The 16,286-nt window shown below is 60.8% G+C and carries 14 protein-coding genes; 6 read left to right on the top strand and 8 right to left on the bottom strand.

The features are described 5' to 3' along the window. Positions 1-15: 15 nt before the first annotated feature. Positions 16-1,428, top strand: coding sequence for an MFS transporter (locus tag LOY36_RS13055; protein WP_258673922.1), 1,413 nt, complete (start codon positions 16-18; stop codon positions 1,426-1,428). Next, positions 1,425-2,699, top strand: coding sequence for a glucarate dehydratase family protein (locus LOY36_RS13060; protein WP_019651631.1), 1,275 nt, complete (start codon positions 1,425-1,427; stop codon positions 2,697-2,699). Before LOY36_RS13055 ends, LOY36_RS13060 begins: the two co-directional genes overlap by 4 nt. A gap of 183 nt (positions 2,700-2,882) precedes the next feature. Here the strand turns inward: LOY36_RS13060 and LOY36_RS13065 are convergent, their stop codons facing one another. Then, positions 2,883-3,563 (bottom strand): glutathione S-transferase family protein, encoded by a 681-nt coding sequence (locus LOY36_RS13065; RefSeq protein WP_019651630.1) that lies wholly within the window; start codon positions 3,561-3,563, stop codon positions 2,883-2,885. 285 nt (positions 3,564-3,848) lie between these two features. Here LOY36_RS13065 and LOY36_RS13070 point away from each other — a divergent pair, with 285 nt between their 5' ends. After that, positions 3,849-4,769 (top strand): alpha/beta fold hydrolase, encoded by a 921-nt coding sequence (locus tag LOY36_RS13070; protein ID WP_258673924.1) that lies wholly within the window; start codon positions 3,849-3,851, stop codon positions 4,767-4,769. Here LOY36_RS13070 and LOY36_RS13075 read toward each other — a convergent pair. From LOY36_RS13075 to LOY36_RS13090, 4 genes are read right to left on the bottom strand one after another with little or no spacing between them, the layout of a single operon-like run. Continuing rightward, positions 4,746-5,210, bottom strand: coding sequence for a response regulator (locus tag LOY36_RS13075; protein WP_018928998.1), 465 nt, complete (start codon positions 5,208-5,210; stop codon positions 4,746-4,748). The two genes, LOY36_RS13070 and LOY36_RS13075, sit on opposite strands and share 24 nt — an antisense overlap. After that, positions 5,207-7,534: an ATP-binding protein gene (locus tag LOY36_RS13080; RefSeq protein ID WP_258673925.1), complete on the bottom strand. Its 2,328-nt coding sequence runs from the start codon at positions 7,532-7,534 to the stop codon at positions 5,207-5,209. The genes LOY36_RS13075 and LOY36_RS13080 overlap by 4 nt, the downstream gene beginning before the upstream one ends. Further along, complete coding sequence (locus LOY36_RS13085) at positions 7,531-8,181, bottom strand: response regulator transcription factor (RefSeq protein ID WP_258673926.1); 651 nt, start codon at positions 8,179-8,181, stop codon at positions 7,531-7,533. The genes LOY36_RS13080 and LOY36_RS13085 overlap by 4 nt, the downstream gene beginning before the upstream one ends. Further along, positions 8,178-9,362 carry a sensor histidine kinase gene (locus tag LOY36_RS13090; protein WP_258673927.1) on the bottom strand — a complete coding sequence of 395 codons (1,185 nt, stop codon included), beginning with the start codon at positions 9,360-9,362 and terminating at the stop codon, positions 8,178-8,180. The genes LOY36_RS13085 and LOY36_RS13090 overlap by 4 nt, the downstream gene beginning before the upstream one ends. A 170-nt stretch (positions 9,363-9,532) precedes the next feature. On the opposite strand from LOY36_RS13090, the gene LOY36_RS13095 reads away from it, so the two are divergent. Further along, positions 9,533-10,051 carry an SgcJ/EcaC family oxidoreductase gene (locus LOY36_RS13095; protein ID WP_258673928.1) on the top strand — a complete coding sequence of 173 codons (519 nt, stop codon included), beginning with the start codon at positions 9,533-9,535 and terminating at the stop codon, positions 10,049-10,051. A gap of 216 nt (positions 10,052-10,267) precedes the next feature. Here the strand turns inward: LOY36_RS13095 and LOY36_RS13100 are convergent, their stop codons facing one another. From LOY36_RS13100 to LOY36_RS13110, 3 genes are all read right to left on the bottom strand, one after another. Beyond that, positions 10,268-11,194 (bottom strand): bifunctional 5,10-methylenetetrahydrofolate dehydrogenase/5,10-methenyltetrahydrofolate cyclohydrolase, encoded by a 927-nt coding sequence (locus tag LOY36_RS13100; protein ID WP_258673929.1) that lies wholly within the window; start codon positions 11,192-11,194, stop codon positions 10,268-10,270. 169 nt (positions 11,195-11,363) lie between these two features. Beyond that, positions 11,364-11,852: a copper chaperone PCu(A)C gene (locus LOY36_RS13105; protein WP_258673930.1), complete on the bottom strand. Its 489-nt coding sequence runs from the start codon at positions 11,850-11,852 to the stop codon at positions 11,364-11,366. Next, positions 11,852-12,457, bottom strand: a complete 606-nt coding sequence (locus LOY36_RS13110) for an SCO family protein (RefSeq protein ID WP_258673931.1) — start codon at positions 12,455-12,457, stop codon at positions 11,852-11,854. Before LOY36_RS13110 ends, LOY36_RS13105 begins: the two co-directional genes overlap by 1 nt. An 875-nt stretch (positions 12,458-13,332) precedes the next feature. On the opposite strand from LOY36_RS13110, the gene nirB reads away from it, so the two are divergent. Both nirB and nirD read left to right on the top strand, forming a co-directional pair. Next, a complete protein-coding gene (gene nirB, locus LOY36_RS13115; RefSeq protein ID WP_258673932.1) occupies positions 13,333-15,894 on the top strand; it encodes a nitrite reductase large subunit NirB in 2,562 nt (853 codons plus the stop codon). After that, positions 15,894-16,280, top strand: coding sequence for a nitrite reductase small subunit NirD (nirD, locus tag LOY36_RS13120; protein ID WP_258673933.1), 387 nt, complete (start codon positions 15,894-15,896; stop codon positions 16,278-16,280). The genes nirB and nirD overlap by 1 nt, the downstream gene beginning before the upstream one ends. Positions 16,281-16,286: the final 6 nt, after the last annotated feature.

Genomic DNA, 16,286 nt, shown 5'->3' on the forward strand with positions numbered 1-16,286 from the left:
GAACGGGAGTCGCCCTTGAATAACCATCCGAGTCCGCCGGACCCCACCGTCCTTGCCCGAGCAGCGGCCAAGGTCAAGCGCCATGTGCTGCCGCTGTTCGTGGTGATGTTCATCGTCAACTACATCGACCGGGTCAACATCGGCTTCGTGCGCAGCCATCTGGAAACCGACCTGGGCATCGGCGCCGCGGCCTATGGCTTGGGTGCCGGACTGTTCTTCATCGGTTACGCCATTTTCGAAGTGCCTTCCAATATGCTGCTGCAACGCTACGGTGCCCGTGCCTGGCTGACGCGCATCATGTTCACCTGGGGCGCGGCGGCGATGGCCATGGCCTTCGTGCGCGGCGAAACCAGTTTCTATGTGCTGCGCTTCATTCTCGGCGCCGCCGAGGCGGGTTTTTTCCCCGGCATCATTTATTACTTCACCCAATGGTTACCGTCGACGGAGCGGGGCAAGGCCATGGCGATCTTCCTCAGCGGCTCGGCCATTGCTTCGGTTATTTCCGGCCCGGTGTCCGGCGCGCTGTTGCACGTCAGCGGCCTGAGCCTGCATGGCTGGCAGTGGATGTTCCTGATTGAAGGCTTCGCTTCCATCGTGCTCTGTGGGTTCGTCTGGTTCTGGCTGCAATCCCATCCGCGTCAGGCGAACTGGCTGAACGCCGAAGAAAAGGACGCACTGGTCAGCGCCATTACCCTGGAACAACAGGCTCGCGAAGCCGTGCAGACGGTCAAACCGTCGATGTTCAAGTTGCTCGCCGACAAGCAAATCGCGCTGTTTTGCTTCATCTACTTCTCCATCGCCCTGACCATTTATGGCGCCACGTTCTGGCTGCCGAGCATGATCAAGAAGATGGGCAACCTGGGCGACTTCCAGGTCGGCCTGTTCAACTCGATTCCGTGGATCATTTCCATCCTGGCGATGTACGGCTTCGCCGCCATGGCCAGCAAATGGAAATACCAGCAAGCCTGGGTGGCCGTGACGCTGGTGATTGCCGCGTTCGGCATGTTCATGTCCACCACCGGCGGGCCGATCTTCGCCTTTGTCGCCATCTGTTTCGCGGCCATCGGTTTCAAAGCGGCTTCGGCGCTGTTCTGGCCGATTCCCCAAGGCTATCTGGATGCGCGTATCGCGGCGGCGGTAATCGCCTTGATCAACTCCATTGGCAACCTCGGTGGTTTCGTCGCACCGACCGCGTTCGGTTTCCTGGAGCAGACCACCGGTTCCATCGAAGGCGGTTTGTACGGCCTGGCGGCGACCTCGCTGGTGGCGGCCGTGGTGATCTTTTTTGCCCGCACGGCACCCCGTGGTGATGCGCACCGTTCGCTCACCGGTAAAACGGTCGAAGCCGTGGCCGCGAAAAATGCAGCAGCAAAAAACTCTGTCAGTCATCAAGCCTTGAATACCAAGCCAAAGGGAGCCGCCTCTTGAAAATCAAACGAGTCACCGTCACCCCCATCGCCTTCCGTGACCCGCCGTTGCTCAATGCCAGCGGTATTCACGAACCCTTCGCGCTGCGCTCGATCATCGAGATCGAGAGCGACAATGGCTACATCGGCCTGGGCGAAAGCTACGGCGACGCACCGGCACTGGCGATCCAGCAGCAACTGCAAGATCAGTTGATCGGCCTCGACCCGTTCAACCTCAACCAGTTGCGCGCCATCGTGCAGGCCACCGTCGCGGCGAACAAAACCCAGAGCATTGCCGGTGCGGAACTGGCCCCCGGTTCCCATGCCAGCAAAGCGGTGAGCAACGCCTATTCGGCGTTCGAAGTGGCGTTTCTCGATCTACAGGCGCACGCCTTGAACGTGCCGTTGGTGGACCTGCTGGGTGGGGCGATTCGCGATGAAATTCCGTTCAGCGCCTATTTGTTCTTCAAGTACGCGCAACACATCGACTCACCGTATAAACCAGACAACTGGGGCGAAGCGCTGAACGAAGAACAGATCGTCGCCCAGGCCCGACGCATGATCGAGGCCTACGGTTTCAAGAGCATCAAACTCAAGGCCGGTACATTGCCGCCGGAGCACGAAGTGTCGTGCATCAAGGCGCTGAAAAAGGCCTTTCCCGGTTACCCGCTGCGCATCGACCCGAACGGCAACTGGTCGCTGGAAACCGCGATCCGCATGGCGGAGCTGCTGGGCGACGACCTGCAATATTACGAAGACCCGACGCCGGGCCTCGACGGCATGGCCGAGCTGCATAAACGCACGGGTCTTCCACTGGCGACCAATATGGTGGTCACTGATTTTGATGAGTTCCGCCGCAGCGTGACCCTGAACAGCGTGCAGATCGTGCTCGCCGACCATCATTACTGGGGCGGCCTGCGCGACACCCAGGCGCTGGCGAAAATGTGCGACACCTTCGGCCTTGGCGTGTCCATGCACTCCAATTCGCACCTGGGCATCAGCCTGATGGCCATGGCGCATGTCGCCGCTTCGGTGCCCAACCTCGATTACGCCTGCGACACGCATTACCCCTGGCAGGAACCGGACGAAGAAGTGATTAAGGGCGGCAAACTACCGATCGTTGATGGCTGCGTGAAAATCACCCGTGCGCCTGGCCTGGGCCTTGAGCTGGATCACGATCAATTGGCCAGGCTGCACGATCAATACCTGACTTGCGGCATTCGCCAGCGCGATGACGTGAAGCAGATGCAGCGTTACAAGCCGGAGTGGAGGACGGTCAAGCCACGGTTCTGACTTCGTGTAGCAGCTGGCGAAGCCTGCGTTCGGCTGCGCAGCAGTCGTAAACCATGAATGCACAGTGTGCCTGACGGAACGCAGTGCCTGATTTTACGACTGCTACGCAGCCGAACGCAGGCTTCGCCAGCTGCTACAGATCGCGTACGGCCAAATGCAGATCGCATTACGGCCAATGACGGGTCATGCATTATCCGGCGCCTCCCGAAACCGTTGTGCAAGGCGATCCGCAAACGGATAGAACGAAAACCAGGGCCTGGCTTCGTCGATCACCCGCAGGAATGACGGTCGCTGTATCAACCGGTCGAAATAGGCGCTCAAGTGCTGGTAGTCGTCGGGGAACGGCACCAGTGTGCAGGCATAGAACAGCGCCGGGGCGGCGGCGCAATCGGCCAGGCTGAAGTCCGGGCTGGCCACCCAGATTCTGGAAGCCATCCGGCGCTCGAGCATGCTGTACGCCGTCGCAAGCGTGGCCCGTTCCCTGGTCAAATCACCGTTGGTCGCGTGTATCCGATCACTGACAATCTGTTGGACCGGTGTTTGTAGATAATTGTCGAAAAACCGGTCCCATAAGCGCACCTCCAACGCGGTCTCCCAATCGTCTGGAACCAGGCGTTGTTCACCTGGATACAGGCGATCCAGGTACTCGATGATGACGCTGGACTCCGGCAGATTACGTTGACGAGCATGATCGCGAAGTACCGGGAATTTTCCGATTGGCCACAATGCCTGAAGCTCTGCGCGGTCGGCGGCGTCCGTGAGATCGATGATTCTTCTGTCGAACTCGATGCCGTTTTCGTAGAGCGCGATGAGCACTTTGTGGCAGTAAGAAGCCAGCGGATGGTAGTAAAGCGTTAGCGACATTTTTCAACTCCTCGTTGGGCAGATGAAAAGGCTGGGGCAATCAACAAGCATAGGCTGCTGCCGGCGAAGCGTCTGGGCAGCCACTTTCAAGCTTGCGAGCTTGCACACGGGAAAATTCCTGCTTAACTGGAAGCCGCTGGTCGGGTTCTGACTCATTGGTCATGGCGTTCATCTCAGCGCCCTTGTACCGTTGTCGCTGGTTTGTGCTGTCAGGCTTGCCCGGAGGAAGCCGGACAGTCGACCACGCTGTGTGCCTGGTCCAATTTGTTCAAGGAATAGAATGAAATGATGCCGAAAACTGCCATCGTCGAGATTGGTAAGAAGTACAAGGTTTATACCGAGCACTATCTCAACGCCGCTGCTGACAAGACGATCATTCTGGTCAATGGCTCGCTGGCAACGACCGCATCCTTTGCGCAAACGGTGCGTTACCTGCGGCCACGATTCAATGTGGTCCTCTACGATCAGCCCTACGCCGGTCAATCGAAACAACACAACCGGCATGACCAACCGATCCGCAAGGAGGACGAGGCAGAAATACTGCTGGAGTTGATCGAGCACTTTCGCGCCCAGCATGTGCTGTCCTTTTCCTGGGGCGGTGCGGCGACCTTGGTAGCGCTGGCCCAGCGGCCCCGCCGGATCGAAAAGGCGGTGATCAGTTCATTCGCCGCGCGGATCAACACGCCGATGCGTGAGTATCTGGAGAGCGGCCGGCACTTTCTCCACCTGTGTGATCGTCGCAATGTCGGGCGCTTGATCAACAGCACGATCGGCAAGCACCTGCCGTCGCTGTTCAAGCGATTCAATGAGCGTCATGTCAGCAGCCTGGACGAACACGAATACCGGCAGATGCATTTTCACGTCAATGAGGTGTTGACCCAGGACACTCACTGCTACGTGTCCTGTGCCGATTCCATCGACGTCCCGCTGCTGTTTATCAACGGTGAATGGGACGAGTACACCTCGGTGGAAGACGCCCGTCTGTTTGCGGCGCATACCCGCAAGGCGCAATTTCAGACCATCGAGAACACCGGGCATTTCCTCGACATGGAACACCCCACGGCCTGGCATGACACGCAACGGGCCTTGCTGGGCTTTCTGCAGCCGCCAGCCGTGAGGACGCCGAGCCAGCCACGCAACCTGGCATTCAGCGGCAAATCGTCAGTGATTCCGCCCCTGCAATCAGCTAACTGGCTGCGGCCTTAACTGACGCAGCAACTCGATTTGATCCGCAGGGACCAGCGTGCGCAGGGCTTTATACAGTGCGCGGGTCTCTAGCAGGTTCCAGACCCGCAGCATGGTTTCCAGGGCGTCCAATGGCTTGCTGATGAAGTCCTTGGCGCCCAGGGCCAGCGCGCGCAGGCGGGTATCGCGGGTGGCGTCGGCGGTGAGCACGAGGATCGGCAGGTATTCGCCGGCTGGAATGCGCCGGTTGAGCTGTTCGAGTACGGCAAAGCCGTCGAACTCCGGCATGTGCAGGTCGAGAATGACCAGGTCCGGCTCGAAGCTGTTGAACAGGTCCAGGGTTCGCAGCGGCTGGGTGCTGCTCAGTACATTGGTCAGCCCTTCGCGGACCAGCAACTGCTCCATCAAATCGAGGTTGGGTCGTTGGTCGTCGATGATCAGAATACGCAGGTCGGTGTTCACACGGGCTCCGGTAGGTGCTGGTCAAGATGGGCAAGGAATGAAGGAATGTGAATCGGCTTGGTCAGCACCGCGGTCGCTCCTGCTTCCAGCAAGGCGTGGTGAGTGAGGTCGCTGGCATCGGCGGTGATCATCAGCACGGGTGTGGCGCGGGTGCTGGAGGACAGACGCAAGCGTTGCAGAACGTTGAAACCATCAAGATCCGGCAGCGCCACGTCCAGCAAAATCAGCTGTGGTGCGTGTTGCCGGGCCAGGTCCAGGCCCATTTGCCCCTGCATGCTTGAGAGCAACTGGATGTGCGGCCGTCGTTGCAGCAGGGTTTCGATCAGGGCCAGACTCGACAGATTGTCTTCGATGCACAGCACTTTTCCCTGGTAATCGGGGGCGGCGAGGGTGGGCGTTGCCGTTGGCGGGCTGATCAGTGCCGCAGGTGGCTCAGTGGTTGACGGCAATCGCTCGAAGGGCAGTTCCAGGGTGAAACTGGAGCCGTTGCCGGGCTGGCTTTTGACGGTCAGGCTGCCGTTCATCATTTCCAGCAGGCTCTTGCTCAACGCCAGGCCGAGGCCCGTGCCTTCCACGTTCGGGTCGGTCTCCAGGCGCTCGAACGGCTTGAACAGTTGGTCCTGCCGATCAGCTGCAATGCCCTTGCCGGTATCGCAGACCGATACCGCAATTCGTTGTTGATGAACCCTGACCTCAATGTGCACCTGGCCCCGGGGCCGGTTGTATTTGATCGCGTTGGACAACAGGTTCAGCAGCACCTGAACCAGCCGTTGCCGATCGGCGACGATCCCGCTGTCGGCGGCCAGCATCGGCAGTTCGACCAGTTGAATGCCGGCGTCGCAGGCCATGGGCGATACCAGCGTCAGGGCTTCTTGCAGCACCACCGCCAAGGGCACGGCTTCAACGTTGAGTGGCAGGCGCCCGGCCTCGATCTTGGCGATGTCCAGCACTTCGTTGATCAGGGTCAGCAGGTGTTGCCCGGCCCGCAGGATGTGACCGATCTGCGCTCGCTGCCCTTTGGGCGAGTCCATATCCAGCAGTTGCGCGAAGCCGAGAATCGAGTTGAGCGGAGTACGCAGTTCGTGGCTCATGCGCGACAGAAACTCGCTTTTGGCGCGGCTGGCGCGCTCCGCTTCTTCCCGTGCGGTACTTAGCGCGATCTCTGCGGCACGGCGATCGGTGATGTCGCGGGTGATCTTGGAGAACCCGCGCAGGGCGCCACTGCTGTCGTACTGCGCGGTAATCACCACACTGGCCCAGAAACGGCTGCCATCCTTGCGGCAACGCCAGGCCTCTTCCATGTAGTGACCATTGCGTGTGGCCTCGCGCAGCGCCATGTCGGGATGCTGCGGACATTCTTGCGGGAGATAAAACACCGAGAAATGCTGGCCGACGATCTCCTGTTCGGTGTAGCCCTTGATCCGTTCGGCGCCGGCATTCCAACTGGTGACGAAGCCTCGTGTGTCGAGGGCGAAAATACCGTAGTCCTTCACCCCGTCGATGATCAGCCGCAAGCGTTCTTCGTTGTCGCGCAAGGCCCGTTCACGTTCGGCCAATAACAGCCCGGCCTCGACCAGGCGCGTGCCCAATTGACCTATCTCATCGTTCTCCGGCGGTTGCGGCAATAACGGCTGACCGAGTGCCAGCCGTTGGGCGTTGCCCTGAACTTGCTGCACCCGGGCGACGATGCCTTTGGACAGAAACAGCACCGCGACAATGGCACCGAACAGCCCGCAAACGGCGGCCAGCAAGGTGGAGAACAACAGGCGCTGTCGAGTGGAGGCCGCCGCTGCGGTGCGCTCGGCCAGCAGGGTGTCCTCAAGCGTGCGCATGGCGCTGATGCGTTCGCGTAATTCGTCGAGGACATGTTTGTTGTTGATCAGGATCGTGGTGATCGACTCTGGGGTCGCGTTGCGATCATCGAGCAGTTCAACCAGACCTTCGACCTTGGTGTCGATCAGCGGCGTGATCGCCTCCAGGTGTTTGCGCACCCGCTGATCGCGAACGTTGCGGTCGAGCCGCTGCAGGGCCGATTCGATCAAGGGCTTGGCCTGTCGGTAACCCGGCAGGAAATCCTCGCGATGGGTCAGCAGATAGCCGCGCACACTGGCGGCAGCCTCGGCGAGCAGGGTATGCACCGCCTGAATATCGCCTTGCACCAGCAGCACGCGGCGTACGTCTTCTTCCGCGCGGGCGGTCTGCCGTTCGGTGGTGTAGATCAGCACCAGCGAGAGCAACAGAATCACCAGCGGCAGGGAAATTACCACGAGGGCTTTGCCGCGTAACGGCAGATCGGCCCAGCGGCGGGCGTTTGAAGCTTTCATGACTGGGTCACCAGACCCAGCGCAATGCCACGCACAGCCGCTTGGGTGCGGTCGGCGGCGCCGAGTTTGCCGATGACCCGCTCCACGTGGGCTTTGGCCGTGCCGGTGGTGATGCCGAGTTTTTCGCCGATTTCACGGTTGCTCATGCCGCTGGCCACCAGCCCCAGTACTTGGCGTTCCCGTGGGGTCAAGGTGACGGGGGCGGCGCCGCTGGCGTTGCGCTCGGTCAGGCGGCGCAGCAACTGCGCGCTGACTGAACTGTTGAGGGCTTGCTCGCCGGCGGCGACACGTTGCAAGGCGTCGATCACTTCGTGGCGGCTGGCATCCTTGAGCAGATAGCCCACGGCGCCGGCGTTCATGGCGGCCTCAAGGTGATCGGGGCTGTCGTCCATGGTGAACATCATCACTTTCAGGCTCGGCAGGCGCTCTTGAAGCAGGCGTGCCGCGCCCAGCCCGTTGAGCACCGGCATGCGGATGTCGAGGATGACGATGTCGGGTAAAAGACGTTCACATAAATCCAGTGCTTCCTGGCCATTGCACGCTTGGCCGACCACTTCGAATTGCGTCAGGCCGGCGAGCAACGAGACGAAGCCGGTGCGCGTGACTTCATGATCGTCCGCGACCACCAGTCGTATAGCGTCAGTCATTGATGGGTTCCATTCAGGCCAGAGGGGACGGTGGCGCGCAGTTGCGTTCCGCCGTGCGCGTGGCTGATGCAGGTGAATTCGCCGCCCAGCAGGCTCGCGCGTTCCTGCATCGCGGCAAGCCCCAGGTGCCGGGCGCCGCAGGTGTCGAGGGGTTGTTCCATGGCAAAGCCCTGGCCGTTGTCGTCCACCCGCAGCGAGGCTTGTCCTTCATGCAGTTGCAGCGCCAGCACGACGTGGCTGGCCTGCGCATGTTTGAGAATATTGTTGATGCCTTCCTGGGCAATCCTGAACAGGGCGATTTCCACCTGGCTGGGCAAACGTGCTTCGCAACGCACATTCCAGTTCACTTTGATCCCCGCTTCGCGCAGGCGATCTGCCTCTTTGTCGACCGCCTTCAGCAAGCCAAAGTCGTCGAGCGCCGTCGGGCGCAGGCCACGAATCAATTGCCGGCCTTCACCGACGCAATGCTGGGCCAGTGCAAGAATCGTCTGTAGGTCTGCACCGAGTTCGTCGGGCAATGGCGGGCAGCGACCGGCAAAACCTTGCAGGCGCTGATGCAACCCGGCGAGGGTTTGTGCCAGGCCGTCGTGCAGGTCGTAGGCCATGCGTTTGCGTTCGTCTTCCTGTGCCCGGAACAGTCGGTGGACCAGATCGGACATGGTGCGCTCGCGGGTCACCAATGCGTCGAGCAAGCGCTGGTTTTCCAGGTGCGCGGCGAGCAGGGTGGCGAGCAGTTGCAGGGATTCGAGGTCTTCGGTGTCCGGTGCGCTGATGCTGACGCTGTTGGCCAGCACCAACGCACCGAAGGCGGCACCATCGCCACCGCGTAAAGGTATCCGCAACACATTGGGCAGATCCGCGCTCGGCTGTTCCTGCCATTGCGGTGCGCACATCGCGGTGTCGGCGAGGTGTTCGAGGCTGTGCAAACGATCACGGCTGCCTTGACTGGCGGTGGTCCTGACCTGCGCATCCACGTCCCATTCCAGCAGTAGCGCATGGTCCATCGCCAGGAAGGCGCAGGCCCGTTGCAGCACCCGTTGACGCATGGCCTCGGGGGCCAGTTGTGTCAGTTCCTGGCCGGTATCCACCAGCAGCCGCAGCCGCGCGGCGCGACTTTGCGATTGCCGATACTGGGTACGAATGGCCAGGGCGCTACCGGGGTCATGATCAGGGTTTTGCATGGGCAGGTTCCGGCACGGGCACGCCCGTTCGGGCAGGGGCGTCATTAAACCTTGTTAACGGGGCAGGGCGCTATCTGCCGAATGGCATAGGCAAATGGCTCCGGTTGGCCGATGGCGGGCCGCGTTCCGGGCGGCACAGTGTGCCCATCGACCATCATTGGAATAGCGCAATGAAATTCAAGACCTCAACCATCGCCCTGTTGTTCGCCCTGACCGCCCCGTTGGCTCAGGCGTTGGAAGCGGTGCCTTACGTTTACAGCAGCGTGGCGCAGCAACCGTCCAACGTGAAGGATCGTGAAATCGCCGCCCTGTTTGACCATTGGAACAGCGCGTTGAAGAGTGGCAATGTTCAGAGCGTGGTCGACCTGTATGCGCCGAACGCGGTGCTGCAACCGACGGTTTCCAATCAGGTGCGCACCACGCCGGCACAGATCAAGGACTACTTCGATCACTTCATGGCGCTCAAGCCAGTAGGCCAGATCAACTTCCGTGAGATCCGCCCATTGGGCGCCAACGTGGCCATGGACAGTGGCGTCTACACCTTTACGTTGACCGAAGCCGATGGCAAGACCCGTCAGGTGCAGGCGCGCTACACCTTTGTTTATGAACAGGTGGGTGGTCAGTGGAAGATTCTCAACCACCACTCTTCGGCGATGCCGCAAACGCAGGTGTTGCACGCGGGGAAATAACGGACCTGATCGACACGGTCAAAATGCTCACAATCCATGTAGGAGCGGGATTCTGTGGCGAGGGGGCTTGCCCCCGTTCGGCTGCGAAGCAGTCGCAAAGCTTTTGGGGCCGCTTCGCGACCCAACGGGGGCAAGCCCCCTCGCCACAGAGGCCCGCTCCCACAGGTTTCGCATTACCGACACGGCCCACTTTCAAGTGGGCCGTGTGCGTCGTGCTCAGTTCAACGCCAGGTCGTCTTCGGGCTGCTGCCCGCGAGCCTGTGCCGCGCGTTGCAACCGGCTGGCGATCAAGGTGTTCTTCAGCAGATATGCAATGGTCATCGGTCCGACGCCACCGGGAACCGGGGTGATCGCGCTGGCGACGGTACGGGCGCTGGCGTAGTCGACATCGCCCACCAGACGGTTGCCGAACTCGCTGGTGATGCGGTTGATGCCGACATCGATCACCACCGCGCCGGGCTTGAGCCAACTGGCGTCGATCAACGCTGGCCGGCCCACCGCCGCGACCACGATATCCGCCAACCGGCACAACGCCGGGGCGTCGACGCTGCGCGAGTGCACCACGCTGACCGAGCAGTTAGCCTGCAACAGCAAGGTCGCCATCGGTTTGCCGACAATGTTCGACCGGCCGATGACCACCGCGTGCAAGCCGCTCAAGTCATCACCGCAGGTTTCGTGCAACAGGCGCATGCAGCCGCTGGGCGTGCACGGGGTCAGGACCTCGATGCCTTGCACCAGCCCGCCGACGTTTTCCCTATGAAAGCCATCCACGTCCTTGATCGGGTCGATGGCATGAATCACTGCTTGCTCATCGATAGAGGCGGGCAAGGGCAGTTGCACCAGGATGCCGTTCACTGTGGGATCGGCATTGAGTTGTGCAATCAGTTCCAGCACCTGGGCCTGGCTGGCGGTTTCCGGCAGGCGGTGTTCAAGGGAGCGGATCCCGACTTCCTTGGCGCGCAGCAGTTTATTGTGCACATACACATGGCTGGCCGGGTCGTCGCCGACCAACACGACCGCCAGGGCGGGGTAGATCTGTTGGCCAGCGAGGGCCTGAACTTCTTCACGGACCTCGTCGAGGACCTTGGCAGAAATGGCTTTGCCGTCGATATCACGGGCAAATGTGGGGGTGCTGCTGATCAAGAGAGTCACCGTTGTCTTGATTGAATGGGGGTGAAGTGATCATCGCGGCGTCTTCGCGCGCCGATGATCCATCAGAGACATGCAGGCAAGGGGGCTCAGGCTATCAGGTGAGGGCAGGCATACGCCACCGGAACACCAGCCAGCGATCAGACAGGCTGGTATCGAGCTCTCAATGCATCTTGCTGTGATCATGCATGCCGAGCGCCTGAGTCTCGGCGTCAACGGTGATCGTCTCTTTTTCGCCCTTGGCGTTTTCCACGGTCAGGGTCAGGGGCACTTTGTCGCCTTCCTTAACCTGGGCCGTCAAATCCATCAACATGATGTGATAGCCATGGGGATCGAAGCTTACCGGTTGGCCGGCCGGCAGCGCGACGGACTCGACCTGGCTCATGCTCATCACATCGTCTTTCATGCTGGATTGGTGAATTTGCACGGTGTTCGCTACCGGCGACTGCACGCTGAGCAGTTTGCTATCGCTGTCGGCCTGCACGGTCATGAAGGCGCCGGTCGAATGCTGACCGGCCACCGTCGCGCGAACCCAGGCGTCGTTCACCAGGGTTTGAGCGGACACCTGCCAGGCCATGCCAATCAGGGAAAGACCCAGGACCAGTTGTTTGATACCCAGCTGTTTAATACGTGGTGCGCAAATCGAAGTCATCAGCAGACCTCCATGACGGTGAGCAGGTCTTCTGCACACTCTTTAGCGGTAAGGGACGCGGACAGCCCCAGGCGCAAATTGCCCCGGGAGTCGAAAACGAAGCTGGTCGCGGTGTGGGAGAGGGTATAGGTCGAACCGCTCGGGATCTTTTCATAGAACACACCGAACTCCTTGGCGGTGGCGGCGGTTTCTTCCAGCGTACCGTACAGCGCCTCGAAACTCGGATCGAAGGCCTTGACGTAGGTGTCGAGCATTTGCGGCGTATCGCGCTCGGGGTCCAGGGTGATGAAGATCACTTGCAGGCGTTCGCCATCGCGGCCCATCAGTTTTTTCGCCTGTGCCGCACGGGCCAGCGTCGTCGGGCAGACCGCCGGACATTGGGTGAAGCCGAAGAAGATCATCGGCATCAGGCCCCGATAGCTGCCCAGCATCCGGTACTCGCCCTGGGCGTCCTTGAGTTTGAAGGTACGCCCCATGATCTTGTCACTGAGGTCCTTGCCGTACTTGAACGACAGCTTGCTGCTGTCATCGCAGCCAGCGAGCAGGCCGAGGCTCAGCAGGCTCATGCCTTGTAGGACCGTGCGACGGGTATACAACGTACTCATGAACAAAAGCATCCTGTGTAGCGACGGGGGAATCTACAGTGGCTGATCAATCAGACGAAAAAAAGCGCACGGATGTTAACAAACTGTTGCCCTGCGGCGCTTAATCGATGGCCTGCCGGCATGCGCCAAAACGTCGCGGCCTCGATATATCTGAAAATACAAATACGCGATGCTGCTGAAGGCAACGCTTGCCCGGGCCGGTAAGTTGAGCAGCGACGAGCTCGCTGTAGAAGCTGTCGAGCCTGCGAGGCTGCGTTCGGCTGCGCAGCAGTCGTCAAACCAGTAATTGCGGTGTGTCAGGCAGACCGCGTCAGCCGGACTCACGACTGCTGCGCAGCCGAACGCAGCCTCGCAGGCTCGACAGCTGCTACAAATCGGCATTGACGCTTGCCCGAATGGCACCGGGAAATGCCAAGCAGGGCGTAGCCGCATGCACTTTTAAAGAGCCATGCCTGACAACGTGCACCAGTGCGAAGCGGATCCCCGAGCTATTCCTTTCTTCAGCTCCAACGTCCGCCCACCCACTCGCGGGGGCCTGCAACGTTGACTCGCGCCTGATGAACCCCGCCTGGTTCGCGGTCTTCATCACATTCCCCCATCCTTCAGCAGTCGGTTTTCCAGAACTGAGGAAGTCGTGCGCTGCAGACTGGCACAAAGGCTGCATTCTCCCCCTTCAGCCTCATCTGAAAAAGAGGGGCAGCCCACTCGATCAACGAAGATCGACCGGCCGGGCAGGTCGTGGGCAACATCGGTGGATCAGGCGAAGGCGCCAGGTCGAACACCGCGAAGAACAGGCAAAGACGCCTGAAACCGAGAGGTTTCAGGCGTTTTTTTTTGCTTTTTTATCCGTGATTGGCTTTGGCTGGGTGCTTACTATGAATTCCAATGTTGCCGCATTGAACAAACTGCAAACGCTGATCGTGATCGGCAATGGCATGGTCGGACATCATTGTGTCGAGCAGCTCATCGAGCGCGGCGCCCTCGAACACTACCGGCTGCATGTCTTCAGTGAAGAACCGATGCGTGCCTACGACCGCGTGCATCTGTCCGAGTATTTCGGCGGTCGTGATGCCGAATCGCTGGCCCTGGGCGAAGCCTCTCTCTATCAGACGCCGGGCGTCACCCTGCATCTGGGTGTGCCGGTGCTGGAAATCGACCGCGCTCGGCGCCAAGTGATTACCGCGCAAGGTTGCGTCGCTTACGACAAACTGGTTCTGGCCACCGGGTCTTATCCCTTCGTGCCGCCTATTGAAGGCGCAGAAGGCGACTCGCGCCTGGTGTATCGCACCCTTGAAGACCTCGACGCGATTCGTGCTGCTGCGGCCAATGCCCGGCGTGGCGTGGTGGTCGGCGGTGGCCTGCTCGGCCTGGAAGCGGCCAATGCCCTGAAAAGCCTGGGCCTGGAAGCGCATGTGGTGGAATTCGCCCCGCGCCTGATGCCGGTGCAACTCGACGAGCAGGGCGGCCTGGCGCTGAAGGCGCAAATCGAGCGGCTCGGTGTGGGTGTGCACCTGTCCCGTGGCACGCAGTCGATCAGTGCTGGCGAGCAGTACCGTTATCGGATGAATTTTGCCAACGACGAATTTCTTGAAGCCGACCTGATCGTGTTCTCCGCCGGCATCCGTGCGCAAGATGCATTGGCCCGCCAATGCGCGCTGGACATTGGTCCTCGCGGCGGCGTGGTGATCGACGACCAGTGCCTGACCAGCGATCCGAATATCTACGCTATCGGCGAGTGTGCCGCCTGGAATGGCAGCCTCTTCGGCCTGGTCGCCCCCGGTTATCAGATGGCCCGTGGCGTCGCGTCGCTGCTGTGCAATCAAGCCGCCGAGCCGTTCCAGGGCGCCGACATGTCGACCAAGCTCAAACTGCTCGGTGTTGACGTCGGCTCCATCGGCGATGCCCATGCGCAGACACCGGGCGCGCGCAGTTATCAGTTCATCGATGAAGCGACGGCCAGCTACCGCCGGCTGGTGGTGGATGCCGACAGCAAGCGTGTGCTCGGTGCAGTGTTGGTCGGCGACAACAGCTATTACGACACCTTGCTGCAATACATGCAGAACGGCATTGCCTTGCCGTCGGAGCCGGCCAGCCTGATTCTACCTTCGTCCGCCGGTGCGCCAACCTTGGGCCCGGGCGCGTTGCCCGAGTCGGCAACGGTGTGCTCGTGCCATAACGTCACCAAGGGCTCGATCTGCTCGGCCATCGATGGCGGCTGCACCGACCTGGGCCTGCTCAAGTCGCAGACCAAGGCGTGCACCGGTTGCGGCGGTTGCGCGGGGCTGCTCAAGCAAGTGTTCGAGCATGAACTGATTGCCCGTGGCGTCAGCGTCGACAAGAGCCTGTGCGAACACTTCGCCTACACCCGCCAGGAGCTTTATGCGCTGGTGCGGGTAGAAGGGGTGATCACTTTCGAAGAACTGCTGGCCAAGCACGGCCGTGGACACACCGGTTGCGACGTGTGCAAACCGGCAGTGGGCTCGATCCTCGCCTCGTGCTGGAACCAGCCGATCATGGATGCCTCGCTGGTGCCGTTGCAGGACACCAACGACACCTTCATGGCCAACATGCAGAAAAACGGCACCTATTCGGTAGTGCCACGCATCGCTGGCGGTGAGATCACCGCCGACAAGCTGATCGCGATCGGCGTGGTGGCGAAGAAATACGACCTCTACACCAAGATCACCGGCGGCCAGCGGATCGACCTGTTCGGCGCGCAGTTGCACCAGTTGCCGGACATCTGGTCCGAGCTGATCGAGGCCGGTTTCGAAACCGGGCACGCCTACGGCAAATCGACCCGTACCGTGAAGTCTTGCGTGGGCAGCACCTGGTGCCGTTACGGCGTGCAGGACAGCGTGAAAATGGCCCTGACCCTCGAAGATCGCTACAAAGGCCTGCGCTCGCCGCACAAGCTCAAGTTCGCCGTTTCTGGCTGCACCCGTGAATGTGCCGAGGCGCAGAGCAAGGATGTCGGCGTGATCGCTACCGAGAACGGCTGGAACCTCTATGTGGCCGGCAACGGCGGCATGCGTCCGCGTCACGCCGAGTTGTTCGCCACCGACCTGGACGATGCAACCCTGATCCGTTACATCGACCGTTTCTTGATGTTCTACATCCGCACCGCCGATAAATTGCAGCGCACCTCGGTCTGGCGCGAAAGCCTGGAGGGCGGCCTGGATTACCTCAAGGACGTGATCATCAACGACAGCCTGGGGCTTGGCGCAGAACTTGAGTCGCAGATGCAACTGGTGGTCAACCGCTACGAATGCGAATGGGCCAATGCCCTCAAAGACCCGGAAAAACTCAAGCGCTTCCGCACCTTCGTCAACGATCAGCGCCCGGACCCGGACATTCATTTTGTCCAGGAGCGCGGTCAACGCCGGCCGATCATGGCCGCCGAACTCAACCTTATCCCTGTCACCGAGGAAAATGCCTGATGAGCCAGTCCACTACCCAGCGTGTCGATGCCCTTGCCACCGCAGCCAATGCCCAGGCCTGGCAGGCGGTGTGCAGCCAGCAGGATCTGGTCAGCAACTCCGGCGTTGTCGTCTGGCTCGATGGCGCCCAGGTGGCGCTGTTCTACCTGCCGCAGGCCGTAGGCCGCACCCTCTACGCCATCGATAACCATGATCCGCAATCCGGCGCGAACGTGATTGGCCGCGGATTGATCGGCAGCCTCAAGGGCGATCTGGTGGTGGCGTCGCCGATCTACAAGCAGCATTTCCGTCTCGAGGACGGCAGCTGCCTGGAATACCCCGAACAGCGCCTTCGGGTGTGGCCGGTGCGTTTGAACGCCGGCGTCGTGGAAGTTGCGGCGGCTTGACCGTCG

This window comes from Pseudomonas sp. B21-019, from assembly GCF_024749225.1.
Taxonomy (GTDB): Bacteria; Pseudomonadota; Gammaproteobacteria; order Pseudomonadales; family Pseudomonadaceae; genus Aquipseudomonas.

Excerpts from the sequence above, each read along its gene's own strand:
- LOY36_RS13065 (WP_019651630.1), bottom strand. The coding sequence starts at position 3,563 with ATGTCGCTAACGCTTTACTACCATCCGCTGGCTTCTTACTGCCACAAA.
- LOY36_RS13105 (WP_258673930.1), bottom strand. The coding sequence starts at position 11,852 with ATGACTTCGATTTGCGCACCACGTATTAAACAGCTGGGTATCAAACAA.
- LOY36_RS13085 (WP_258673926.1), bottom strand. The coding sequence starts at position 8,181 with ATGACTGACGCTATACGACTGGTGGTCGCGGACGATCATGAAGTCACG.
- LOY36_RS13110 (WP_258673931.1), bottom strand. The coding sequence starts at position 12,457 with ATGAGTACGTTGTATACCCGTCGCACGGTCCTACAAGGCATGAGCCTG.
- LOY36_RS13070 (WP_258673924.1), top strand. The coding sequence starts at position 3,849 with ATGATGCCGAAAACTGCCATCGTCGAGATTGGTAAGAAGTACAAGGTT.
- nirD (WP_258673933.1), top strand. The coding sequence starts at position 15,894 with ATGAGCCAGTCCACTACCCAGCGTGTCGATGCCCTTGCCACCGCAGCC.
- LOY36_RS13095 (WP_258673928.1), top strand. The coding sequence starts at position 9,533 with ATGAAATTCAAGACCTCAACCATCGCCCTGTTGTTCGCCCTGACCGCC.
- LOY36_RS13090 (WP_258673927.1), bottom strand. The coding sequence starts at position 9,362 with ATGCAAAACCCTGATCATGACCCCGGTAGCGCCCTGGCCATTCGTACC.
- LOY36_RS13080 (WP_258673925.1), bottom strand. The coding sequence starts at position 7,534 with ATGAAAGCTTCAAACGCCCGCCGCTGGGCCGATCTGCCGTTACGCGGC.
- nirB (WP_258673932.1), top strand. The coding sequence starts at position 13,333 with ATGAATTCCAATGTTGCCGCATTGAACAAACTGCAAACGCTGATCGTG.